Origin of the sequence: Ulvibacterium sp. (assembly GCF_965228935.1) — a bacterium.
In the GTDB taxonomy this organism is placed as follows: domain Bacteria; phylum Bacteroidota; class Bacteroidia; order Flavobacteriales; family Flavobacteriaceae; genus Ulvibacterium.
Genome location: NZ_OZ245846.1, coordinates 1,333,081 through 1,360,070 on the forward strand (window position 1 = coordinate 1,333,081; position 26,990 = coordinate 1,360,070).

Annotated in this window: 12 protein-coding genes; all 12 read left to right on the forward strand. The window is 44.2% G+C overall.

Translation table 11 applies throughout. The annotated features are described in order from the left end of the window. Position 1 precedes the first annotated feature (1 nt). The 12 genes from ACO06Y_RS05665 to ACO06Y_RS05720 all read left to right on the forward strand — a co-directional run bounded on the left by ACO06Y_RS05665 (position 2) and on the right by ACO06Y_RS05720 (position 26,933). On the forward strand, positions 2 to 1,252 hold the full coding sequence (locus ACO06Y_RS05665; RefSeq protein WP_422082857.1) for an efflux RND transporter periplasmic adaptor subunit: 1,251 nt from the start codon (positions 2 to 4) through the stop codon (positions 1,250 to 1,252). 154 nt (positions 1,253 to 1,406) lie between these two features. Then, on the forward strand, positions 1,407 to 2,102 hold the full coding sequence (locus tag ACO06Y_RS05670) for an ABC transporter ATP-binding protein (protein ID WP_422084241.1): 696 nt from the start codon (positions 1,407 to 1,409) through the stop codon (positions 2,100 to 2,102). Positions 2,103 to 2,207: 105 nt separating this feature from the next. Then, on the forward strand, positions 2,208 to 4,616 hold the full coding sequence (locus ACO06Y_RS05675; RefSeq protein WP_422082858.1) for an ABC transporter permease: 2,409 nt from the start codon (positions 2,208 to 2,210) through the stop codon (positions 4,614 to 4,616). A 13-nt stretch (positions 4,617 to 4,629) separates the two neighbouring features. After that, positions 4,630 to 7,062, forward strand: coding sequence for an ABC transporter permease (locus ACO06Y_RS05680; protein ID WP_422082859.1), 2,433 nt, complete (start codon positions 4,630 to 4,632; stop codon positions 7,060 to 7,062). A 121-nt stretch (positions 7,063 to 7,183) separates the two neighbouring features. Next, a complete protein-coding gene (locus ACO06Y_RS05685) occupies positions 7,184 to 9,595 on the forward strand; it encodes an FtsX-like permease family protein (RefSeq protein WP_422082860.1) in 2,412 nt (803 codons plus the stop codon). A gap of 28 nt (positions 9,596 to 9,623) precedes the next feature. Then, positions 9,624 to 12,011, forward strand: a complete 2,388-nt coding sequence (locus ACO06Y_RS05690) for an ABC transporter permease (protein WP_422082861.1) — start codon at positions 9,624 to 9,626, stop codon at positions 12,009 to 12,011. Between the two features lie 93 nt (positions 12,012 to 12,104). Next, complete coding sequence (locus ACO06Y_RS05695; protein WP_422082862.1) at positions 12,105 to 14,540, forward strand: ABC transporter permease; 2,436 nt, start codon at positions 12,105 to 12,107, stop codon at positions 14,538 to 14,540. A gap of 97 nt (positions 14,541 to 14,637) precedes the next feature. After that, positions 14,638 to 17,061 carry an ABC transporter permease gene (locus ACO06Y_RS05700; RefSeq protein WP_422082863.1) on the forward strand — a complete coding sequence of 808 codons (2,424 nt, stop codon included), beginning with the start codon at positions 14,638 to 14,640 and terminating at the stop codon, positions 17,059 to 17,061. Positions 17,062 to 17,136: 75 nt separating this feature from the next. Continuing rightward, positions 17,137 to 19,524 carry an ABC transporter permease gene (locus ACO06Y_RS05705; protein ID WP_422082864.1) on the forward strand — a complete coding sequence of 796 codons (2,388 nt, stop codon included), beginning with the start codon at positions 17,137 to 17,139 and terminating at the stop codon, positions 19,522 to 19,524. An 89-nt stretch (positions 19,525 to 19,613) separates the two neighbouring features. Continuing rightward, on the forward strand, positions 19,614 to 22,010 hold the full coding sequence (locus ACO06Y_RS05710) for an ABC transporter permease (protein WP_422082865.1): 2,397 nt from the start codon (positions 19,614 to 19,616) through the stop codon (positions 22,008 to 22,010). A gap of 38 nt (positions 22,011 to 22,048) precedes the next feature. After that, a complete protein-coding gene (locus tag ACO06Y_RS05715) occupies positions 22,049 to 24,466 on the forward strand; it encodes an ABC transporter permease (protein WP_422082866.1) in 2,418 nt (805 codons plus the stop codon). Positions 24,467 to 24,497: 31 nt separating this feature from the next. Further along, positions 24,498 to 26,933: an ABC transporter permease gene (locus tag ACO06Y_RS05720; protein WP_422082867.1), complete on the forward strand. Its 2,436-nt coding sequence runs from the start codon at positions 24,498 to 24,500 to the stop codon at positions 26,931 to 26,933. Positions 26,934 to 26,990 lie beyond the last annotated feature (57 nt).

Sequence of the window (26,990 nt, forward strand, 5' to 3'; positions counted from 1 at the left end):
TATGGATATACAACTTGAAAAGAAAAAAGGATTACGGCCAAAACATTACGGCTATATTGCCCTAGGGGTATTGTTACTTTTTACGGCATATCAACTACTGTTCGCCAGTTCCGTTTCCACCTTTCGGACCGAAAAGGACAAACTTTCCATAGCCGAAGTCACCCAAGGGAAATTTGATGACTATATTACCATAAATGGCTTTGTGGCGCCGATTACCACCATTTATATGGATGCCTATGAGGGTGGCAGGGTGGCCGAAAAACTGATCGAGGAAGGGGCCATGGTCAAAAAGGGGGAGATTATTCTAAAATTGGAAAATATGGGGCTGTATGAACAGATACTGCAAAGTGAAAGTAATTTGGCCTTAAAGCAGAATGACCTCCGTTCTACCCGTTTAAATTTTGATTCGCGTCAGGTCGAAGGGCGAAGAAATTTAGCCACGGCCCAAAACGACCTGACTCGGACAAAACGGAATTATGAACAGAACAAGTCCCTTTATGCAGAGGAACTTATCTCGCAGGAGGACTATCTGGTCTCCAAGGAGAACTATGAACTCTCTCAAAAACAGTACGATATCGTAAAGCTTCAGACCGAGCAGGACGATGAACTGAGGAAAACCTCCCTAGCCGGTCTGGATACCGATTTGGAACGAATGAAGAAGACCCTTTCCATGGTCTATGAGCGCTTGGATCATTTGAATGTTCGTGCACCGGCAGATGGACAATTGGGCTTTTTGGATGCGGAAATAGGACAGAACATAGCTCAGGGGGAACGCATTGGCCAGATCAATGTGTTGACCGATTTTAAGATAGAGGCCGACATAGATGAACATTATATAGACCGGGTGCAACGCGATTTGACGGCCATTTTGGAACGGACCGGCAAAGAATATCCTTTGCGCCTACGTAAGGTCTATCCCGAAGTGCGGAATGGAAAATTCAAGGTGGATTTGGTCTTTACGGATGAAAAACCGGAAACTATACGGACGGGGCAGAGCTATAACATCAAATTACAGTTGGGGGAATCATCGGATGCCCTGTTGCTGCCCAAGGGAAGTTTTTTCCAAAGTACGGGAGGCCAGTGGATCTTTGTCGTAGGATCCAATGGGGATGAAGCTATAAAACGCAATATCCGGATCGGGAAACAGAATTCAAGATTCTATGAGGTGCTCGAGGGATTACAGGATGGTGAAAATGTAATCACCAGTAATTACGACAGCTTTGGGGAAGCGGAACGGATCGTATTGAAATAGCTTCCAGAATCGTCGCCTAGGCCATCCTTAATAAAACCAGTTCAGGATAAGAACGGAAATAAACGGACATATACAGAAAAAAGAACCAAAAACTGTCACCAAAACGAAATATAGAAGTCCTTAATTATAACGCGTAAAACCCAATCAGGAAATGATGATACAGATTAAAGAATTAAAGAAAAGTTTTAGAACCGAGGAAGTGGAGACCCTGGCTTTGAACAAGGTAGACCTAAAAGTGGAGGAAGGCGAATTCGTGGCCGTCATGGGGCCATCCGGTTGTGGGAAATCCACCTTGTTGAACATTATCGGCATGTTGGACAACCCTACCGAGGGCAGTTACCAATTTGCGGGCCATGAGGTGGCCGGGCTCCGGGAAAGCCAACGGACCCAATTGCGAAAGGGAAATCTGGGTTTTGTATTCCAAAGCTTTAACCTTATCGATGAGCTTACGGTCTTTGAAAATGTAGAGCTTCCGCTGATTTATCTTAAAATGGGCAAAAGTGAGCGCCGGGAAAAGGTAATGAAGGTACTGGAACGCATGAAGATAGCGCATCGGGAAAAACATTTCCCGCATCAATTATCCGGAGGGCAACAACAGCGTGTGGCCATTGCGCGTGCAGTCGTGACTACTCCCAAATTGATTCTGGCGGATGAGCCTACAGGGAATCTCGATTCCAAAAACGGGTTGGAGGTCATGAACCTATTAACGGAACTCAACCAAGAGGGCACAACCATAATTATGGTGACGCACTCCGATCACGATTCGCATTTTGCACATCGTATCGTAAACCTCTTTGACGGACAGATCGTTACGGAAAGCCAAAATAGGGCTATCGGGGCTACGGTCTAGACTTGTCCGGGGCCTAATAACCCGGGATTAAGGAGTTTATTCATCAATCATCGGATACTGAAAAAGAACCTGTGGGCAGGGTCAGTATCAAAAGGCGAAAGGGCCATGTTTAGGAATTATCTAAAAATTTCGTTGAGGCATATCTGGAAGGATAAAGGGTTGTCCCTCATCAAAATTATTGGACTGGCCACGGGAATATCCGCTTTCCTGTTGCTTGCGATATATCTGAAACATGAGCTCAGTTATGATAGTTTTTATCCTGATAAGGACAGGATCTATAGGGTCACCACAAAATATTTGGAAGAAGGTTTTTATGGGGTCGATTATCCGGCGCCCTTTTCCAAGGTATTGGTGAACGACTTTCCAGAAGTGGAAAAAGCGGGAAGGTTTATGCCCATAAGTTGGTTCAATCAAATAAGGCCGGGCAATAAACAAGAAAACTATTTTGAAGAAGGGTTTGCCTATGTAGATCTGGATCTTTTGAAGATATTGGATATCCCCTTGGTAAATGGTGAATATGAAAATTCAATGGGGGAACCCAATACCATTTTAATATCCGAAAGTAAGGCCCAAAGATACTTTTCAAACACCAATCCAATAGGACAAAAGCTCATCATAAACAACGATGAAGAAACACTTTATAATGTGGCCGGTGTATTTGAAGACTTCCCCACCAATTCCCATCTTGATGTTGACTTTTTGGTCTCATTGGCCGGAGTAGAGTTTTGGCCCGGCGAACAAGAGTATTGGGGAGCCAATATGTATGGTGTTTATCTTAAATTGAATCCAAAGGCAAATGTAGATGAGCTAAATGACAAACTATCCGATATCACTACAAAGTATTTTCTGCCCAATTGGATAGAGCGGGATTTCTCAAATCCCCAGGATATCGCAAATAACATCAAGCATGAATTACAGCCCATAATCAATATTTATTTGGACTCTGAAAAAGTTAGGGACAATCTTCCCCATGGCAATAGGCAATTGTTGTGGCTATTTGCTTTTTCCGGCCTATTAATAATTGGTATTGCATGCGTAAATTTTATCAACCTATCTACCGCCCGCTATACCCTAAGATCCAAGGAAATTGGGTTAAGAAAAGTAATAGGGGCAAGCAAAAAACAAGTGGTTTCCCAATTCTTGATGGAATCGGTATTATTTAGCATACTGTCGCTGATAATAGGGGTTTTCTTGGCCTATGCCCTTCTACCCTTTGTTAACGGGATTACTACAAAATCATTGGAATTTCCTGATTGGACCATTGGGGGAACCACTATTCTGATAGCGAGTGCAATTTTCCTTGGCGTTATTACCGGCCTGTATCCGTCCTTGTATTTGTCCAAACTCAAAATTGGTTCAAACGGAAAATCAAATTCCACCGGTGTAAAAGGCAATGTTTCTTTTAGAAATTCCCTTGTAGTGTTTCAATTTGTGATTTCCATAGTGTTGATTATTTGTACCCTAGTGGTTTACCAGCAAATGAAATTTGTTTCCGATAAGGATTTGGGATTTGATAAGGAACAGGTACTGGTCATAAAAGGAACGGATGGTCTTGGCCCGAAAATCTCCACTTTTAAAGAACAGGTTTTAAAATTGAACGACGTAAACCATGTTTCCATAAGTGATTATTTGCCTATGGAAGGGGCTATGCGCTATTCGGATTCCTTTTGGAAACAAGGCAGACAAAGCATTGAACAGGGTATAAATTCACAAATATGGAGGGTTGATCATGATTACGTTCCAACCCTGGGGATTACAATGGTCCAAGGACGAAATTTCGACGGGAAATTGGTTTCGGATTCAACGGCAATACTTGTTAGCAAGACATTTTCAGAGAAATTAGGTGTAGACAATGTCATTGGCACTAGGATTACAAACAAGGAAAAATCTTGGAAGGTTATTGGCGTATTTGAGGATTTTCACTTTGAATCCTTAAGGCACCAAATCTCTTCATCCGCATTGATCTTAGGCCGATCCAACTCGATGATTTCGGTCAAAATGAGGGCTAGCGACCTAGAAGGGTCACTAGCTTCAATACAAAAAGTATGGGATGGTATGAGTCCTACATTTCAATTTCGCTATGATTTTTTGGATGAGAGTTTTGTGGCAATGCACAAAGAGATCGAAGGTGCGGGAAAACTTTTTAATGCATTTGCCCTACTTGCCATTGGAATAGCGTGTCTTGGCCTATTTAGCCTAACCACATTTATCGCGGAGCGACGTAAGAAGGAAATTGGAATACGAAAGGTTTTAGGTGCCTCAGTCACAAGCGTAACTGCCCTGATATCAAAAGAATTTCTCGGATTGGTTCTAATTGCCATAACAATAGCGGTTCCAATAGGGGGGTATATTATGGGTAGGTGGTTGGAAGACTTTGCCTATCATATAGAACTAAACTGGATCATATTTTTCATGGCAGGATGTATAGCCATTTTAATTGCCCTGATGACCATAACCTATCAAAGTATAAGAACCGCGCTTTCTAATCCTGTAAAAAGTTTGCGAATAGAATAATCAAAAAAGCATCATGTTTAAAAACTATCTAAAAATCGCGTGGAGGAATTTGGTAAAACAACCCTTCTTTACAGGGTTGAACCTATTTGGTCTGGCCGTGGGCATTGCAGCGGTAATCCTTATTGGACTCTACATACACGATGAGCTAAGATATGACACTATGTTTGCGGATGCCGATCGGATCTACAGGCTGGATGCCGATACCAAATTTGGTGGCAAAGCGGAGACGATCGCCAACGTTTCGGGCCCTATGGCCGCAGCTATCTTGCAGGACATTCCCACGGTGGAGTCGGTAGTCCGGTTTCGGGACAATTGGGATTTACTGGTGCGTCCCGAGGGGGCGGATGCCTACATTAAGGAACAGTCTACCTGCTATGTGGATACCACCTTTTTCGATTTTTTTGGGATTACGCTTCTCCGTGGAGATAAGAAAACGGCGTTATCCAATCCCAATACCATGGTGATGACGCGTTCCACGGCCCAAAAATTCTTCCCGGAAGTGGATGCCGTGGGGCAAACGGTCAAAATTGACAACAACATTACCGCAACCATTACGGGCATTATCGAAGACCTTCCCAAAAATTCGTTTTTACGGGATCGGGGCATTTTCATGGCCATGGCGGGTTACGAAGCTTCCAGGGGCAATCAATGGGGCAATTTTAATTTTTACACGCTTATTAAATTACGGTCTGATGCACGGATCGAGGATGTTAAAATAGGTATGGACAAAATGATTGATGATTATTTGATGCCTTTTGTACAACAGTTTTTTCCGGGCATGGATAGAACGCAGTTTGAGGCTTCCGGCAATTATGTAAAATATGGGGCCACCCCACTGCAAAAAGTGCATCTATATTCAAATATTGACGTGGAATTCAGTCCCAATGGGGACATTAAGAATGTATATGTGCTTGGGGTCATCGGTCTTTTTTTATTGATATTGGCCTGTGTAAACTTTATTAACCTGTCCACGGCCTTTTCCTTGAAGCGGGCCAAGGAAGTGGGTATCCGTAAGACTTTGGGATCGGCCCGAAAAGGGTTGATAGCGCAATTTATAATGGAATCTGCCTTAATTACCCTTGGAGCCTTGGTTTTGGGACTGCTCTTGGCCCTACTAGGGATCCCTTTGTTCAACCAATTGGCAGAGAAGGAATTGGCTGTCCCCGTTACATCCTATGCGTTTTGGGGCGCCCTAATCACATTAATGGCCTTTTTGACCCTTTCCGCGGGGAGCTATCCAGCCTTTTTTATGTCCAGGTTCAATCCGGTAAAAGTACTCAAAGGACAGGGCAATAAGGATATAGGAGGCAGCGGTCTACGCAATGCCTTGGTCGTTTTTCAGTTTGCTATATCGTTATTATTGATCGTAAGTACGCTGGTGGTGTATGAGCAATTGAATTATATGACCGAAAAAGATTTGGGCTATGATAAGGAACAGGTGCTCGTTGTACACAATGTGTTTTCCCTGGCCCAAAAAAAACAGGCATTCAAGCAGGAGGTAAAACAATTGGCGGGAGTTTCAAATGCAACCATCAGCAGCTATTTGCCTACACCATCCAGCAGAAGTGATAACACCTTTTTACAGGCCGAAGACCAAAGTCAGGAAAAGGCCATTAACATGCAGGAATGGGACGTGGACGAAGACTATATTGCCACTGTGGGATTACAGCTCATTGCCGGAAGAAACTTTAATCCCACCCAATTTCCTACAGATTCCACGGCCATGATCATTAATGAGAAAACCGTGGAATTGTTGGGTACCGGCCCTGAGGAAGCCTTGGGGAAACAGTTTGTAACGAATTTGGGATCGGGCGAATTAGCTACGGTCATTGGCGTGATCAGGAATTTCAATTTTGAAACCTTACGAAACCAAGTCGATGCCTTAAGCATGCAGCTAAGTTCAAATGGAGGCAATCTGGCCATTAAGTTACATAGCGGAAAACAGGCCAGCAAAATTGTCGGCGAGGTGGAACGCATGTGGAATAAAACCGTGCCTACTTTGCCCTTTGAGTACAGTTTTATGGACGATTCCTTTAATAGGACCTATGATGCCGACAGACGCTTGGGCAAAATATTTATTGCCTTTACCGTGCTATCCATACTTATCGCTTGTTTGGGACTGTTCGGTCTGGCCGCCTTCAATGCCCAAAAGCGGGTAAAGGAGATAGGGGTACGCAAGGTGCTTGGGGCCTCCGTGGGACAAATTGCCTACCGCCTGTCCTTTGATTTTTTGAAGCTTGTGGCTATAGCAATTGGTATTGCCTTACCCTTAGGCTGGATTATTATGGATAGGTGGTTGGAGGATTTTGCCTTTCGTATCAATATTCCCTGGTGGGCCTTGTTGCTATCCGGACTGTTGGCCGTGACTATCGCCCTGTTTACGGTAAGTTATCAAAGCATCAAAGCAGCCTTGGCCAATCCGGTAAAGAGCTTGCGTACGGAATGAACATTCTCATGTCATCCTGAGCGCCCGCCTGAATGACGTTGTCGGGCAGGCAGTCGAAGGGGAAAAGGAAGAAATGGAAATTATAGAACTAAAGGTTAAATGAATTAAGAAAACAGGAACCATGTTCAAGAACTATTTAAAAATCGCTTGGCGAAACCTATCGCGTCACAAAACCAACGCAATCATTAACATTAGCGGTTTGTCCGTGGGTATTGCGGTTTGCTTGATTATTTTTCTGGTTATCCGTTTTGAGCTTAGTTTTGATGGGTATCATAAAAAGAAGGATCGGATTTATAGGGTTATGACCGAATATCATCACCCCAACGTTTCCCCTTTTACTAACAAGGCGGTACCTTATCCCGTTCCTGAGAACCTCAAAGAGGCTTTTCCGCAAATAGAGCGGGTTGCCCCTGTCTTGGCGGAAAACGACACTCAGATAAAGGTTTTGGACAACAATGGCGACCCCATCAATGGATTTAGGGAAGAGACCGGGGTATTCTATACCAAACCGGCCTTGTTCAATATTTTTGATTACCCCTTCATTGTCGGCTCCGCCGCCTCTTTAAAAGATCCGAACAAGGTAGTATTGAGCAGGGAAATGGCAATCAAGTATTTTGGCACCCTGGATGGAATACTGGGCAAAAACCTGCTTTTGAACAATGAAGAAATAGTAGGGGTCATCGGTGTTATTGAAAACGTTCCTCCAAATACCGATTTACAGCTCAAGATTGTAATTTCTTATGGCACGGGGTATACCTCCAATTTTTTGACGACTCAGGATTGGGACGGTACCAATGGAGACTTTGGCACTTTTGTTTTGTTGTCCAAAAACGCCTCGGCATCCACTTTGGCCCAGCAGCTTAGGTCTTTTGGTGACAGCAATAAATCCGATGAAAACGAAAATGTACTGCTCATCCAACCTTTGGCCGATATTCATTATGATACCAGTACGGGCAATTTTAGCAATAGAAGCATTGGAACCCCTTTGGTCAACGTGCTTTGGCTTGTGGCTGCATTTATTTTATTGATCGCTTGTGTCAATTTTATCAACCTCACCACGGCCCAAATGGTTAATAGATCCAAGGAAATAGGGGTCAGAAAGGTTTTAGGAGGGGATAAAGGGCAATTGCGAAAGCAGTTTCTCTCCGAAACCTTTTTAATTGTACTTTTTTCGGAAATATTGGCTTTTGGCCTTGTTTGTATTTCCTTGAAAAAAGTGGGCGCGCTTTTTGATATTCCCCTAACCCTTTATTCCCTCTTTACACCGGCGGTCGTTTTGTTTTTCATGGCCATTGCCGTTCTTGTCACCATTTTTGCAGGGTTTTACCCATCCATCGTGCTTTCGGCATATAATCCTGTGACCGCCCTGAAAAGCAAACTGGCAAATCCTTCGGGAAAAGGCATTTCCTTGCGGAGGGGCCTTGTAGTCTTCCAGTTTGCCATCGCACAGGTTTTGATCATTGGTGCCCTGATCATGGTACGGCAAATGGAATATTTTATGGAGCAACCCTTGGGTTTTAAAAAAGAGGCACTGGTAAATGTGCCTATTCCCACGGATAGCATTTCCCTGGGAAGGGTAGATTTTCTTAGAGATAAATTGGCCGTGGAAAACGGCATCCAAAATGTAAGCTTTAACATGGCAGGGCCTATTTCCGATGGCAATTGGTGGACCAATTTTGTTTTTGACCATGCTGCCGAGCGTACGGACTTCTTTGTAATCTGTAAGGCCTTGGACAAGGAATATCTGGCCACCTATGGCATAGACTTGGTTGCGGGCAGAAATGTACGCGAAACCCATGGAACCTATGAATATTTGGTCAATGAAACCTTGGTTAAAAAGCTGGGTTTCGAAAAACCGGAAGAAGTATTGAACAAAGAAGTCAATTTGGGGAACGGGAGGGTTACGGGTCCCGTAGTAGGGGTCTTAAAGGATTTTCATGCCCGATCTTTTAAAAGGGGGTTGGATCCCGTACTGTTGGCCAACAATTTCGACTGGTACAGCCAAGCTTCTATTAAATTGTCCCTTGGCCAAGAACGGGAAACATTGGATCGGATCGAAGCGATATGGAACGATACCTTTCCCGATTATATTTTTCAATATGATTTTTTGGATGCCCAAGTAGCCAGTTACTATGAACAGGAACGGAGGCTCTCCAATCTCTACAAACTTTCGGCGGGCCTTGCCATATTCCTAAGTTGTTTGGGCCTTTACGGACTGGCCTCCTTTTTGGTACAGCAACGCAGGAAAGAGGCCGGCATTAGAAAGGTACTTGGTGCAACCAAACAAAGGATCGTATACCTTTTCTCAAAGGAATTTGTGGCACTTGTTTTTCTGGCCTTTTGCATTGCCGCACCCGTGTCGGGTTATTTTATGCAACAATGGTTGGAGAATTATCCTTTTAGAATCAACCTTAGTTGGACCATTTTTATGCTGGGCGGGGCGGTAACATTGGTAGTAGCCTTGGCCACGGTGGGCTATTTGGCGTTTAAAGCGGCGAGCGTAAATCCTGTAAAAAGCTTACGTACGGAATGAAATAGTATAGTATCAAAAAACGAAAACCATGTTCAAGAACTATTTAAAAATCGCTTGGCGAAGTCTACGGAAAAGAAAGGGTTTTGCCGTCATAAATGTTCTGGGACTTGCCCTTGGTTTTGGAACTGCGGTTTTGGTCTTTCTCTTCGTAAACCATCATCTTCAGTTCGATACTTTCCATCATAATTCCGACAGGATCTACAGGTTTGTTACCGAAGAGCACCATGGAACGGTTTATTATTCTCCCAGCGTACCCCCTGGTTTTGCCAACGCCTTTAAAGCGGATTATGACTATGCCGATAAATTGGCGAAAATAGCGAATTGGAACAACGAGGTTATTTTCATCGAAGAAACCAACCTCAAGATAAAGTTGGACGAGGACATTGCGTTTACGGAACCTGATTTTTTCAAGATATTTAATTTTCCACTTGTTGACGGCTCCAACGATGTTGACATTTCCATCCCGAATACCGCCGTCGTTACCCAGAGTATGGCCCGGAAACTATTTGGGTCGCAAAACCCGATTAATAAAACTTTTGTTCTCGGGAACAAGGAGACCATAACCATAACTGGAATTCTTAAGGATTTGCCAAGCACGTCACTTGTACAAAGGGATATGTTCATATCATTTGAAACACTTAAAAAATATCAGGATTTTTTGGGAAATGAGTCTTGGGGAGGCATCAGTTCCAGTCTGCAGAGTTTCGCCCTGTTGCATCCCGATCAAGATATTGCACAGATAGAAGAGGTGCTTTCAGGCTATGTCACCAAATTTCGGCCAGATGACAAAAATGTCCATCATTACAAATTACAATCATTGGCCGATATTCACTTCAATTCAAAATACAGCGGGGGCGTCGATGTTAAGATATTATGGATCTTTTCCTTGATAGGGTTATTTATCCTTGTCGTGGCCAGCATCAATTTTATTAATATTTCTACGGCCCAATCCATAACCCGATCTAAGGAAGTGGGCGTCCGGAAGGTTTTGGGAAGCTTTAAGGGACAGCTTTTCGGGCAATTTATGACGGAGACCTTTATGATTACCTGTTTTGCCTTGGTATTGGGAATCCTATTAAGTATAGCTTCCTTGCCCTATTTCAATACACTTTTTAACCTACGGCTTTCCAACACAGATCTTTTACAATGGCCTTTCCTTGTATTTGGGCTATTGATTCTTGTGGGAATCACATTACTCGCTGGAAGCTATCCTGGAATCTTATTGGCAAGGATTACCCCAATTTCGGCCCTAAAAAGAAAACTTAACCAGAAGGATTCCGGAGGTTACTTTACGCGGAAAGTATTGGTCACCATGCAATTTTCCATATCCATTTTACTCATTATAGGAGCTATCGTAATCAGCAAACAGATACAATTTGCCATAAATTCCGATTTGGGATTTGACAGATCTTCAGTGGTTATGGTCAGGATACCGGAAGAGCCAAAATCTACTAAAATCAAAGGTATCAAAGAGCGCATAGCCAGTTTTTCCGGAGTAGAAAAGATTACGGCCTGTTTTGCTCCTCCTGGTGCAGCTATAAACCGATGGGGCACCAGTCTAAGCTACAATAATAATCCGGAGGGCGAAGAGTTCTCCATACAGGCAAAAATTGCGGATAAGGACTATCTGAACACCTTTGACCTAAGGCTTTTGGCTGGTCGCAACTTTTACGAAAAAGATTCGGTAGATGAGGTTTTGGTCAATGAGGCCTTCGTAAGAAAGATAGGTGCCAGTTCGTTGGATGAAGTTTTGGGTAAACCCCTAACCTTGGCCGGAGGATACATCAAGGCCGACATCGTAGGGGTCATCGCTGATTTTCACGATCGGGACTTTCATCAGGACATCAATCCCATATTTATCGCTCCCCAGACCGGTGACTATAGCGAATTGGCGATAAAGATTAATATGGATCAGGCTAGGGAAAGCTTGCAGCATATTGAAAAAGAGTGGTCTGCACTTTTTCCCAATCATATTTTTGAATACGACTTTCTGGACGACCGTGTTGCGGAGCTCTATGAAACGGAGCAACGCTTTCTTTCATTGATTCAAATTTTTTCGGGAATGGCCATTTTTATCGGTTTGCTGGGCATCTATGGATTGATACTGTTTTTTGTAGTACAGAAAACCAAGGAAATCGGTATTCGCAAGGTATTGGGAAGCAGTGTCCTGGGCATCCTATGGTTAATTACACAGGATTTTTTAAAGCTCATCCTTATTGCGGGAGTCATTGCCTCTCCCGTGGCCTGGTATTTTATGGGCAATTGGTTGGAGAACTTTACCTACCGTACGGAGATTTCATGGTGGGTGTACGGTATGGCCATTGGGAGCCTGCTGCTGATAACCTTGTTTACGGTAAGCTACCAAGCCCTAAAAGCGGCGAGGGCCAATCCGGTTAAAAGTTTACGTACAGAATAAACTTCCTTATGTCATCCTGAGCGCAGTCAAAGGGAAGAGGAAGAAATGGAAATAGTAAAACTAAAGCTTAAATGAATTAAGAAAACAGGAATCATGCTTAAAAACTATTTAAAAATCGGATGGAGGAGCCTTAAGAAGCAACCGTTTTTCACCTTTTTAAACACGTTTGGATTGGCCATTGGCATGGCAGGCGGACTGCTTATCGCCCTATATATTCATGATGAATTGAGCTACGATACCATGTTCCCCGATGCCAATCGGATACATCGTGTCAATGCGGACATCAAGTTCGGAGGCGAGGACCGCAAATTTGCGGTTACCCCGGCCCCCATGGCGGAGACCATTGATAATGATTTTTCCGAAGTGGAGCTGAGCACGCGATTTCGAACAAGGGGCAGTATGTTGATCAGAAAATCGGGTACCGAGGTCAATGTCAAGGAACTTCAATCCACTTTTGTGGATTCCACTTTCTTTGAAATGTTCGATGTAGCTCTTTTGGTCGGTGACGTAAAAACTGCCCTAAAGTCTCCGAATACCCTGGTAATGACCAAATCGGCAGCCGAAAAGCATTTCGGTATCCAAGATGCCTTAGGGCAAAACCTACTTTTGAACAACACGGAAACCTATACGGTTACCGGAGTGATAGACGATTTCCCTAAAAATTCGTTCCTCAGGGATCACTCGATTTTTATGGCCATGGCCGGTTATGATGATTCCCGTGTGGTGAACTGGGGCAGTAACAACTATCAAACGTTCATCAAGTTGATTCCATCGGCGGATATCGAGAATTTACAAGCGCCGTTACGCGACTTTTTGGGCAAATATGTAATTCCAGGGGTGCAACAATTTATGCCGGGCATTACCGAGGAACAGTTCAAGGCCGCCGGAAACCATTTGATCTATAGTACTATTCCGTTGACCGACATACACTTGAAATCCGATAGGGTGGCCGAAATAAGCGGCAATAACAATATTCAAAGCATATACATCCTTTCTTTTATCGCGATATTCCTGATCGTTCTGGCCAGTGTTAACTTCATGAATCTGAGCACCGCCCATTCTTTGAAGCGGGCCAAGGAAGTAGGCATCCGAAAAACGCTGGGTTCCAATCGGAGAGAGCTTATCCGTCAGTTTTTGGTCGAGTCCGGTCTGGTTTCTTTCGGTTCGCTTTTAGTGGCTTTTGTCCTGGCCATCCTGATTTTGCCCTATTTCAATACTTTGGCGGACAAGGACATTTCCATGCCGTATGCCAATCCTTTCTTTTGGTTGATTTTGTTGGTTTCCGGAGTGTTGCTGGCACTTTTTTCGGGAAGCTATCCCGCATTTTTTATCTCAAAATTTGTTCCGGTAAAAGTGCTAAAAGGCATAACCGGCAGTACTTTAGGGGGAGGGGGAATACGAAACGGACTGGTGATTTTTCAATTTGCGATTTCCGTTTTTCTGATAATCGGCACCTTGGTCGTTTATCAGCAATTACAGTATATCCAGAATAAGGACCTTGGTTTTTCCAAAGATCAAGTACTTATCGTTAACGATGTTTTTACCGCCGGAAATCAAGTTACTTCTTTTAAGGAAGAGGTGAAAAAATTGGGGTTTGTCGACAATGCTACCCTTAGCAGCTTTTTTCCAACACCTTCGGGCAGGTCGGACAGCGTTTTTGCCCCAGAGGAAGGAGCCACCGATCAGGAGAATGCCGTAAGCATGCAAACATGGGGCGTTGACCACGATTATGTGTCGACCATGGATTTTGAGATTATTGCAGGAAGGAATTTTGATCGGGCGTTCAAAAACGATTCTACAAGTATCATCATCAATGAATCCGCAGTGGCCACCATCGGCGTTTCCCCGGAAGATGCCGTAGGTATGGGCTTTACGCCGGATTTGGGAGAGGAAAATCCTAAATATTTTACCATTATCGGGGTGGTAAAGAACTTTCATTTTTCTCCTTTTCGGGAAGAAATAGAAGCCTTGAGCCTTCATTTAAGCGGTTGGGCGGGTTCCATGGCCGTAAGGCTGGAAACCGACAATTTTTCAAACGCCATAACAAGTATAGAGGGAATTTGGAACAAGGTCGCTCCCGGCCAACCCTTTGACTATTACTTTATGGAAGATTCATTTAATGACACCTATAAGTCCGAACAACGTTTGGGTCGCATTTTTATCATATTCACCACCCTGTCCATCTTAATTGCCTGCCTTGGATTATTCGGATTGGCCGCCTTTAACGCCGAGAAAAGAACCAAGGAAATCGGGGTCAGAAAGGTATTGGGTGCCAGTGTGGGCCAAATTTCATATCGACTCACTATGGACTTCATTAAGTTGGTCGGCATAGGCATACTTATTTCATTGCCCATAGGGTGGTATGCCATGGATCAATGGCTTCAGGATTTTTCCTATCGTATTGAGGTCAGTTGGTGGATATTGGCGTTTGCGGCCTCATTGGCCGTAGGGATTGCCATAGTAACGGTTAGCTATCAGAGTATCAAGGCAGCCGTGGTTAATCCGGTAAAAAGCTTGCGTACGGAATAAATAGAGATATAAGATAAAAGAAAAAAGACAGGAGGTTTTTATTTCATCATAAGGACAACGTCCGATTCGAAAACCAAGGAAACAAAAACATACGACCATGTTCAAAAACTATCTGAAAACCATTTTTCGTAGGGCTGTCAGGGATCGATTAAACACTTCGATCAACCTTTTTGGGCTTTCTGTGGCGATAGCCAGTTGTTTGATTATCTTTTTATTTGTCGACAACGAACTCAACTACGATAGGTTTCATAAGGATGCTGATAAAATCTACAGAATTACCACCCATGAGACTACAGAAAATGGGACAATCAGAAATTTTGCGAATTCCTTTTTGCCATATGCCCCCTTGTTGGAATCCCAGTTTTCCTCAATTGCGAAAACGGCACGCTTACTGCCGCAAAGCGTTAGCGTAAGCGATGACAAAAAACTGAATGTTTTTCAAGAGCCGCGTTTTTTTTATGCGGATCCTACCTTTCTGGAAGTCTTTTCCTTTCCCCTCATCCAAGGGGACAGGGCAACTGCACTCGAAGCACCGGACAACATATTGATTACGAAATCCGTCGCAAAAAAATACTTTGGTGAAAATGAGGCATTGGGCAAAGTGCTCCATGTGGAACAAGACTATACGTTCAAGGTAGCTGGCATACTTGCAGACCTTCCCGAACAATCCAGCTTGAAGTTCGATTTTATAGTCCCTATGGCGGCAGCTGAAGCAATATGGGGGCCTTGGATAGCCGACCCAAACCGCACATGGTACTATCCTCCTGTATATAGTTTTGCAAAACTCAATACGCAAGTTGCGGTCGAAGAAGCTACCCAGTATGTTAAAAGTGTTGAAAAGCAATTCCTGCCGGACCATGTGGCGGACAAACGTTCCCATTCCCTTCAGAATGTGACCGATGTGCACTTTTCCAGTTTGGAAAATGAGTTACAGCCTTCCATAGACCGAAACGTGCTTTACCTGTTCATAGCGGTTGGCATTGTAATACTGCTTGTCGCTGCATTCAATTTTGTGAATCTTTTTCTCACTAAAATAGTATTACATCTGAAAACCTTGGGAATCCGGAAGGTTCTTGGGGCAGATAATGGCAGTATTGGGAAACATTTATTGTTGGAAAGCCTGGCTTTTCTTTTTGCCTCACTGGTATTGGCATTTATTTGGGGAGCGTTGTTTCTTCCCGGGTTCAATTTATTGATGAAAACCCAATTGAACCTACTTTCAGTTTTCAAAAATGGGGTAATCCTTTATTTATGTGGACTGTTGTTGCTAATAAGTGTATTGGTCTCTTTTGCGCCCCTGATGGTTATTTCCAAATATAGGCTAATGGCCTTTTTGAAAGGGAGGGGAACGTCCTTATTCAGAGGAAAAAAGTCCTCTTACATTCAATCTGCCCTGTTGGTCTTTCAATTTGTGGTTGCCGTAACGCTGATTATTTCCACGGTCATCATGCAATCCCAGATGCACTACATACGGGACAAGAATTTGGGAATTCAGCAAGATCAGGTTTTGGTGGTTCCCGTTCGCGATGCCGCTATTCAGAACAGATTCAGTGCCGTAAAAAACCAAATCCTTCGTTTGAACGGAGTAAAGGAAGTTTCCGCTATTTCTAACTTTCCATGGGAAAAGGGCTTTTATGACTTTGAAACTACGGTAAATAGTAATGGTCAGGTTACCAAGGCCAATGCAAATACCCTCCTTGTAGAAGAGAGTATCATGAATACACTGGATATGACCCTTGTTAAGGGAAGGGGGTTTTCAAAGGAATATGGCACCGATTCCACTATGGCCTATGTCATGAATGAGGCTGCGGCCCTAAAGTTTGGAATTGAGGATTTGGAAAACGTCAAATTGGCCATGAAAGGCATTTCCTCTTCGACTACCAAGGAGGGACGCTTAATAGGGATCGTAAAAAACTTTCATATACAGTCCTTGCATGATAAGATTCAACCCTTAATTCTAACTGTTTCGCCAGAAAGCTATTTTTTGGACAATATTTTGATCCAACTGTCAGGTGCCGATATATCCTCCACAATCAGCGAGGTTGAGGCACAATTGAAAGCATATGCCCCAGGCAGGCCCTTTGAGTATTTCTTTTTGGATGAAGCATTTGAACAATTGTATGAAAGAGAGGTACTGATCAGCGCACTTTTCCAATATTTTTCGATTATCGCCATTGTTATCGCCTGTCTTGGGTTGCTGGGAATAACCGCCTTTACGGCAACACAAAGACTTAATGAAATAGGCATACGTAAAGTATTGGGTTCCTCTGTGGTAGGAATAGTGAATTTGCTTACTTCTGGCTTCATAAAACTTGTATTGATTGCCATTGTTATCGCCATTCCCATAGGATGGTGGATGATGACCAAGTGGTTGGAAGGTTTTGCCTATAAAACAACGATTAGCTGGTGGGTGTTTGTCCTGGCAGGAAGTACTGCCTTGACTATTGCTTTTATCACTGTAGGGTGGCAAAGCCTTAAAGCCGCGACCACCAACCCTGTTGAGGTGTTGAGAAATGAATAATAAATCATCAACTCGCTATGAGCGACTTTTACTGAGCGAAGTCGAAGTAAGTTGAAGGGTCAAAAACGAAAGATTATGTTTAGGAACTATTTAAAAATCGCTTGGCGGAACCTTAAAACCAACAAACTCTTTTCGGCCATAAACATTTTAGGGCTTTCCATAGGGCTTTCCATTACCCTTTTGCTGTTCCTGTTTATCTCGAACGAGTTCAGCTTTGATAGTATGTACCCTAAAAAGGACCGTATCTATCGGGTTTTGACAAAGACCGATACACAATTCGATAATGAGGTCTGGGCCACTTCGGCACCTGTTATGGCTTCGGCCCTAAAGGAAAACGTGACTAACGTGGAAACAGCCGCCAGGGTCTACAAAAACGATTTTGGCAAAACGGCATCGGTTCGTGCGAACGAGCAAAACTTTACCGAGCCAATGTTCTATTGGGTGGATAAGGAGCTGTTGTCCATTTTTGACATCCGACTGGTGAAGGGCGATGCCAAAAGCGCACTGGACAGGCCCAATACGGTCATCCTCTCCGAATCAGCGGCAAAAAAGTACTTTAACGACCAAGACCCCATCGGGAAAACCATTCTTGTGGACAACCGAAGAGCGTTGGAGGTCACGGGTGTTTATGTCGATTTTCCCAACAACAGCACCTTGGATGCCAATGTCCTGGCCAGTAGCAATGGCCATTGGTTCTATGATAGAAAGACCTGGTCTAGCGCTAGTTTTGAGACCTATTGCCTTTTAAAGAAAAAGGCGACTGTGGAAGCCACTGTGGCACAAATGGGGAAACTATTGGACGATAATGTTGAAAAAGAGGACCAATGGTATAGTTTGTCGTTACAGCCTTTATCAGAAGTACACCTATATTCCGCTTCGCTCGGCAATTCCTTCGCCTCACGGATTGGGGATATCAATGAAGTCCGTAACCTCGGCTATTTGGCCATCCTTATCCTGTTGATTGCCTGTATGAACTATATGAACCTGACCACTGCACGATCACAAAAGCGTTCCAAGGAAGTGGGCATCAACAAAACCTTGGGGGCCTTGTCCCAATCCTTGGTGCTACGGTTCTATCTGGAAACGGCATTGCTGACCGCCATTTCCATCCTTTTGGGCGTGGTGTTGACTATTTTGGTGTTACCCGGTTTCAACGCCCTTACTAACCAAAACCTATCGTGGCACCTTTTAATGAGTGGCCCCTTTGTAGCGGCCATTTTAGGCATTTGGTTGGTCACCACTTTAGTTTCGGGAATCTATCCATCACTGTACCTCTCCAAATTTTTGCCAAGGGAAGTACTGTCCCCTTCCTTAAAACACGAAAAGGGGAATGCCTTTGTCCGCAAGGGATTGGTCGTTTTACAGTTTGCGGCATCAGCAGCCTTGATCGTGGGGGTTTTGGTCATCTACCAACAGACCCGATTCATCCAAAACAAAAACCTTGGGTTTGATTCTGACAATATAATGGTCATTTCCACAAAGGGAATGCGTGCCGAAAACAGAACCACCATGACCCAAGAATTCAAAAACAAGGCAGAGGTATCCAACGTGGCCATGGCACAGGGCTATCCGGGAATTCGTGTCAGCGGGTACTCACTGTTCAAGAATGCATCCTATATAAAGGGATTAGGCATCCAGGCCAATGTTTCCGATGCAACGATTACCGATGTCTTGCAAATGAAGTTCTTGGCGGGCCAAGGATTGCCCATGCACAAAACCGAGGGTGACACTCTTGTGGAAGTGGTACTGAACAAAAAAGCCGTGGATTATTTGGGTTTTTCCCCTGAAGAAGCCATTGGCCAACAAGCAATTATTTTCCACAATAGGCCCGCTATAATTGTTGGGGTGGTCGATGATTTCAACTTTGCCTCCCTGCACGAACCCATTGGGGCCTATGCTTTTCACAATAATGTTAGGAATGAGGGAAAATCCTATATGTTGGTCAGGTTCAACACGAAAGATCTTCAAAAGACGCTGTCCGATTTCAAGACAACCTTTGCAAAAGTCGCTCCGAACCTCGATTTTAACTATTCCTTTTTGGATCAGAATCTGGAACAACTCTATATACGCGAGAAACGAGCGGCAAATGTGAGCATCGCCTTTTGTTTGTTGGCCATATTTGTAGCCGCCATGGGCCTTTTTGGTTTGGCCGCCTTTACGGCAGAACAGCGTAAAAAGGAAGTAGGGATACGAAAAGTATTGGGTGCAAGCGTCTTGGGGATTGCCCAAATGCTCTCGAAGGATTTTTTAAAACTGGTTCTGGTGGCCCTTGTCATCGCCTTTCCATTGGCCTATTGGGTGATGTCCAGTTGGTTGGAAGGTTTTGCCTTCCATATTGACATCGGTTGGGCGGTATTTGCCATAGCAGGAATTTTGGCGATAGCCATTGCACTGTTTACGGTCAGTTTTCAGGCCATAGGTGCTGCCATGGCGAATCCGGTAAAAAGCTTGCGAACGGAATAATGGAATGGAGACCTGTCAGGTGTACAAAACCTGGCAGGTCTAGATCAAAAGAAAGGAAAGAATTTGTTCATCAATCAATAACACGCATCATGTTTAAGAACTATTTAAAAATCGCTTGGCGGAATCTATGGAAGAATAGAGTTTATTCGATTATCAATGTGGGTGGATTGGCCATAGGAATGGCCGTGGCCCTAATGATCGGGCTTTGGGTAGCGGACGAATTGACCCGTGACCATTACTATGGGAACAAGGACCAGATTGCCCAAGTTTATCAGAACAGGACAAGAAACGGAAGTATAGATACCGGGAATGCCGTTCCCAGGCCGTTGGAGTTTGTGCTCCGGGAACAATATGGAGACCATTTTAAACATATTGTGATGGCCTCGTGGGAATGGAAACAGAGCTTGGAATACAATAACAAAATCATTTCCCGTATGGGGAATTGTATGCAGGCCGGTATCACGGATATGTTGGATTTCAAAATGGTGAACGGCCAGAGAAATGGCCTTCAGGACATTGATGGCTTGATGTTGGACGAATCCACCTCCCAAGCTCTTTTTGGATCGGAAGACCCTATAGGAAAGGTTGTCCGGGTTAATAACGAAATTGACGCAACGGTAACCGGGGTGTATGAGGATATACCGTTTAACAATTCGTTCCATGGCCTTCAATTTTTGATGCCCTGGGAAAGGTATTTGGCATGGCGCGAATGGGTTGCCAAGGCCAGGGATAATTGGAACAACAACTCGTTTCAGATGTTCGTGCAAATTGCGGATAATATGAACATGGATGAGGTAACCGCTACCATCAAGGATGCCAAAAAAGATCAACTTCCCGAGGCCCAAAGCAATCCGCAACTCTTCCTTTTTCCTATGAAGGATTGGTATTTACGGGGGAATTTTGAAGAAGGTCGTCAGGTAGGTGGTCGGATTACCTACGTTAAGCTATTCGGTTTCATAGGGATTTTGGTGCTGGTGCTGGCTTGCATCAATTTTATGAACCTCAGTACGGCACGGTCCGAAAAAAGGGCCAAAGAAGTGGGGCTTCGAAAAACGATAGGCTCCAACAGGCGTCATTTGGTACATCAATTTCTTGGGGAATCCTTTTTGGTAACCCTGTTGGCCTTCTGTTTGGCGGTTATCTTGGTTTTGGTCTTCCTGGACGGATTTAACCAACTGTCGGGCAAAGAGGTACATTTCCCATGGAAAAGCCCGTTGTTTTGGATGGCTTCCCTGCTATTCATTAGTATCACGGCACTGCTATCGGGGAGCTATCCGGCTTTATATCTGTCTTCCTTTAGGCCCGTTGAGGCTTTAAAAGGTACGCTCAAGGTCGGACGGCTTTCGGTGCTGCCCAGAAAGGTTTTGGTGGTAGTGCAATTTACGGCCTCGGCGGCATTTATCATCGGTACCCTTGTAGTACTGCAGCAGATTCGTTTTGTAAAGGACAGGCCTGTTGGGTATGCTAAGGAAGGGCTTATACAGATTCCTGCCGCGGGACAAGAATTCTCGGAAAAGAGAGATCTTGTTCGAACTGAATTCCTGGCATCGGGTGCCATAACCGAAATGTCAACCGCCAGCGCCCCTACCACCGAAATATGGTCCAATACGGGCAATTATACCTGGGATGGAAAACCGGACGATTTTCAAGTAAGTTTAGCCTGGACCTTCGTGTCCCCACAATATGCCAAGTCCCTTGGCCTGGAGATAATCATGGGAAGGGATTTCTCCACGGAATTTCCAACGGACTCCAATGCCGTCCTTATCAACAGGGCAGCTATGAAATATATGGGCCTTACCGATCCGGTCGGCAAATTCCTGAGGGAATCGGATAGCGAGAATCCCGGCCCTCCTCTGCAAATTGTCGGGGTAATCGAGGATATGATCGTACAATCTCCTTTTGAGCCGGTAAGACAGGGGGTCTATGCGTTCGATAAATACGGCATAACCAATTTCTACAATCTTCGGCTGAATCCACAAAAGAGTACCGAGGAAAATCTTGCTAGGATAGAAGGCGTATTTAAGGAGCACTTTCCCAAAACCCCTTTCGACTACCAGTTTGTGGACAATCAATATGCCATCAAGTTCCAATCGGAGGAGCGTGTGGCCAGTTTGGCCGGCGTCTTCACGGTTTTGGCCATTTTCATCAGTTGCTTGGGACTTTTTGGGCTAACTGCTTTTGTGGCCGAACGGCGAACCAAGGAAATAGGGGTACGTAAGGTATTGGGTGCTTCCGTATTTGGCCTTTGGAAAATGCTTTCCAAGGACTTTTTGGCCCTGGTCCTCATAGCATGTGCGGTCGCTGTACCCATAGCCTTTTATATCATGCACGGATGGTTGCAAAATTATACTTATAGGATCGATCTGTCCTGGATGATATTTGCGGCGGCGATTTTCGGGGCCCTGTTTATCACGGTCATTACAGTAAGTTTTCAGGCCATAAAGGCTGCCAATACCAATCCCGTAAAGAGCCTACGGATGGAGTGACATTAAGCGAAACATTATAGCATCGAAAATGAATATTTATGTTAAGGAATTATTTTATAGTTGGGTTTAGGAACATCATTAGGGACAAGGCGTTTTCAATCATAAATCTCTCGGGCCTTGTATTGGGAATGGTAAGCTTTCTCCTGATTTTTTTATGGATACAGGACGAAAAGGCAATGGATGGTTTTCACGGCAACTCCGATACGCTCTATAATGTGTACTATACGGTGGTTTCCGAGAGCAAAACAGATGGAACCTATGCAACACCTACAAATTACGATGCGGAACAACAACGCTATTTTCCCCTCTTGGAGGGGATGCAACAAGGCATTGACGGTATAGAACGTTCCAATTTCTATGTGACGGGCTATGAGCTTCCCTGGGGATATCCGGAAACATTTGAGGTTGGGGATAGAATGTATAAAATGGAAGGGGCAAGGGCCGGAAAGGACTTTTTTGAAATGTTCAATTATCCCATTATTGCAGGCGATACTTCTATGCCTTTAGGTGAAATAAATACCATTGCCATTTCCAGAAAAATGGCGGAACTATTTTTTGATGGGCCACAAAATGCCGTGGGTAAAACAATGCGGTATGAAAACTACCTGGATCTTAGGGTCACGGCCGTTTTTGAGGACGTAACAACAAAAAGTTCCCTTTCCTTTGACTTTTTGATCGATTGGGAATCCTATGCCAAATTGGGAATCCTTGTTGCCTCCCATAATGTACTTTCAACGGTTCAAATTTCAAATACGGCAGACCCTTATCAGGTGGAGCAAAACATCAATACCTATCTACAAACCCGGTTGGATCCCAATAACCCTATTCGGATGGAAGCCCATCTACAGCCCTTTAAGGACAAATACCTCAAAGGACGTTTTGAAAATGGCAAGCCGGTCGATGGGCGTATGGAATACATCAAACTTTTTGCCGGGGTAGCCATCTTCATTTTGATTATTGCCTGTATCAACTATATGAACCTTGCTACGGCCAGATCGGTAAAGCGGGCCAAGGAAGTCGGGGTAAGGAAAGCAGTGGGATCCCTAAAGGGACATTTGATTGGCCAGTTTATATTGGAATCGATCTTACTTTCGTTCTTTGCCGTTGTTGTTTCGGTGATCTTAGCAGGATTACTGCTCCCGTTGGTAAATTCCTTTACGGGGAAGGAAATTGCCTTGCCGTTCCATAATGTTTACTATTGGATGATCGTACTGGGCTTAATTGTCTTTACCGGCTTTTTTGCTGGGAGCTATCCCGCACTTTTTCTGTCTTCATTGAAACCTGTACAGGTATTGAAAGGAACATTTAGGTTCACGGGTTCTTCGGAATGGCTAAGAAAGGGACTGACCATTTTCCAATTTGGGCTCTCCATTTTGCTATTGATAGCTGCTATGGTCGTTTCACGTCAAACGGATTTTGTTCAGCATTCCAATTTGGGATACAATCGGGAGAACTTGATATACATCCGTATTGAAGGAACATTGGCCAATGCCGAAAAATATGCGGTATTCAAGGATGAGGCCTCCAGATTGCCCGGGGTGGCCTTGGTAGATCGCAGTAGTGAAGCCCCACATGCCATGGAATTTGAAGTGGCGGATCCTATTGATTGGGAAGGTAAGGGCGAGGGAGTTTCCGTTGGATTTATGCCCAAATCCGTAGGGTTTGATTTTCTAAGCATTATGGACTTAAAAGTTGCGGATGGCCGGGGGTTTTCAAAAAAGATTGCTTCGGATTCCACGGATGCTTTTATGGTGAATCGGGAAGCTGTCCGGCAAATGGGAATCACCGATCCCTTGGGAAAATGGGTTTCGGCCTGGGACAAAAAAGGGCGTATTATTGGCATTTTGGAGGATTATCATACCGCTTCCCTACACCAAAGAATAAAGCCGGTTATCGTAGATGTAAAGGAAAATCTCAATTTCGGGTTTATCCTAATTCGGACCAAGCCGGGTAAGACCAAGGAGGCCTTGGCCCAATTAAGGACATTGTATGCAAAAATAAATCCTCTGCGTCCTTTTGATTATCAGTTTGCCGATAGCGAATATCAAGCGCTATACAAAAGCGAGCAGGTGGTTGCCAAATTATCCAATATCTTTTCGGTTTTCGCCATTATAATTTCATGTCTGGGACTATTGGGGCTTGCCATGTTCTCCGCGCAACAACGGGTTAAGGAGATAGCCGTGCGGAAAGTATTGGGCGCATCAACTACGACGATTATCAATTTGTTTTCCAAGGATATTTTAAGGCTTGTTGGCTTTTCTTTTTTGATTGCCGCGCCTATTGGATGGCTTGTAATGGACGGTTGGTTGGAGGGCTTTGCCTACAAAATAGACCTTTCTTGGTGGATTTTTGCCCTAACGGGTCTTATAGCATTTGGGGTGGCGTTTTTGACCATCAGTTCGCAATCGTTTAGGGTGGCAAGGGCCAATCCTGCTAATTCATTACGCTCGGAATAAAAATGGATATCAATCAAAAAATCGAAAAATCATGATAAAGAATTATTTAAAAATAGCTTGGCGAAACCTGTTGAAGAACAAAGGGTTTACCTTTATTAATATCGTAGGACTTAGTATAGGCGTGGCGGCCTGTATCCTGATTTCCATCTACATTCTTCATGAGGTCGGTTATGATAAACAGGTACCCAATTCGGGGAACGTATACCGAATGATCGGCAATTACTTGATAGACGGTCGGGTGGAGACCGGAGTTCATTTTTCCGCCAATACGGCATCCACCGTTTTAGAGGATTTTGCCGAGGTGGAGAATTCCGGAAGACTCATGGCAAACGGCCTGTTCTATGGCGCCGGAAGCAATGAGATCCGTATTGAGGGCAAATCCATGCAACATCATGAAGAAGGCTTTGCCTACGCCGATCAATCCATATTGGACATCATGGGTATTCCCATGGTTCATGGCGATGCATCCACGGCACTTTCGGAACCCAAGACCATTGTAATTTCCGAAACGATGGCCTATAAACACTTCAATACGGAAAATCCCGTAGGCCAGGTCATGTATTTGAATGGAAACAATGAAGACCCCTTTAGGATCAATGGGGTTATGAAGGATTTTCCAAGCAATTCCCATCTGGATTATGATTTCTTTATTACCCTGGAGGGGGTAGAATTTGGTGAAGGGGAGCAGACCCGATGGTTTCAAAACAATTACTTCACCTACTTGGTTTTACGACCGGATACGGAGGTGGCCGCTTTTGAAGAAAAGATGTCCAATACGCTCATCCATACCTATATGAAGCCTGCCTTTTTGGCTGCGGGATTTGTAATGGGGGAAACCTTGGAGGATCAATTGAGTATGTCCTTACAAAAGTTGACGGACATCAACCTATATTCAGCACAAATCGATTTTGAATCCAGTTATCGCAACGATGTCAAGATTATTTGGATTTTTGGTATCATCGCCCTTTTTATCCTGATTATCGCCAGTATCAATTTTGTGAATCTATCCACGGCCAAATCCGTTAGTAGGGCCAAGGAAGTAGGGGTGCGGAAAGCGGTAGGATCGTCCCGCAGGTATCTGGTGGGGCAATTTTTGACGGAATCCATTCTCATTACCATAATTGCATTTGTTATTGGCATTGTATTGTCTGGGTTGTTGATGCCCCTATTTAGGGAAATGTCCGGCAAGGCCTTGACCCTTCCCTGGGATAGCCCCGTCTTTATTCCTTTGGTTTTGGCGGCAGCCTTTTTAGTGGGTACTTTGGCCGGCCTCTACCCCTCCTTCTATTTGTCCAGGTTCAATCCGGCCAAGGTGCTTAAAGGGATGATGGGCCAAAGTAAAAAAACCAGTGGACTTCGGAGCGGTTTGGTCGTGTTCCAGTTTACCATCTCAATTATCCTCATAGTGGGGACACTGATTGTAAACCAGCAGATGGATTTTATCCTGAACTCCAAGATCGGGTTTGAAAAAGAGCAGGTGATACAATTGTACGGCACCAATATGTTGAACGATAGGGTAGGGACCTTTAAGGATGAACTTAAAAACTTGAAGGGGGTAAGCAGCGTCAGTATCAGTGATTACTTACCTATTGAGGGGACCAAGAGGAATGGTAACCCTTTTCTAAACGAGGGCAGGGAACAACTGGATGAGACCGTTGGTGGACAGGCCTGGGTCATTGATGAGGACTATTTGGAGACCTTAGGGATGAAACTGGTGAAAGGACGTAATTTTTTGGAAGAGCGTAGCTCGGACGATGAGGCAACCATCATCAATCAGACCATGGTGGAGAAATTGAACCTGGAAAATCCCGTTGGGAAACGAATATCCAGGTTCGGCCAATTGTATGAAGTTATAGGAGTAGTGGAAAACTTCAATTTCAATACCATGAAACAGGAGATACAACCCTTGTGCTTTTTCAGGGGAATCAGTCCATCCATTGTTTCGGTAAAGGCGGATACCGGGGATATGCCCGCGCTTTTGTCCGCTATTGAAGGCAAGTGGCGGGAATTTATGCCCAATATGGCCTTTCGCTATGCCTTTATGAACGACTCCTTTGCTAAAATGTACAGCAATGTAAGTCGTATCCGAACCATTTTTCTGGCCTTTGCCATTCTGGCCATTTTTGTGGCCTGTTTGGGTCTTTTTGCACTCTCCGCGTTCATGGTGGAACAACGAAAGAAAGAAATCAGTATCCGTATGGTACTGGGAGCATCCTTCCAGAATATTTATAAGCTATTAAGTATTAATTATTTAAAACTGGTGGGGATTTCCATATTGGTGGCATTACCTATTGGTTGGTATATGATGAGCCGTTGGCTGGAGGATTTTACCTATAAGACCAACATGGGTTGGGAAGTGTTCTTAGGGGCTACGGTTATTGCATTGATCATTGCCATGGTGACCATTAGTTACCAATCCGTTGGGGCCGCTTTGACACCCCCGGTAAAAAGTTTACGTACCGAATGATAAAAGAATGAGAACGGAAATTAACCTGGAGACGATACCCGTCAGGTTTTCAAAACC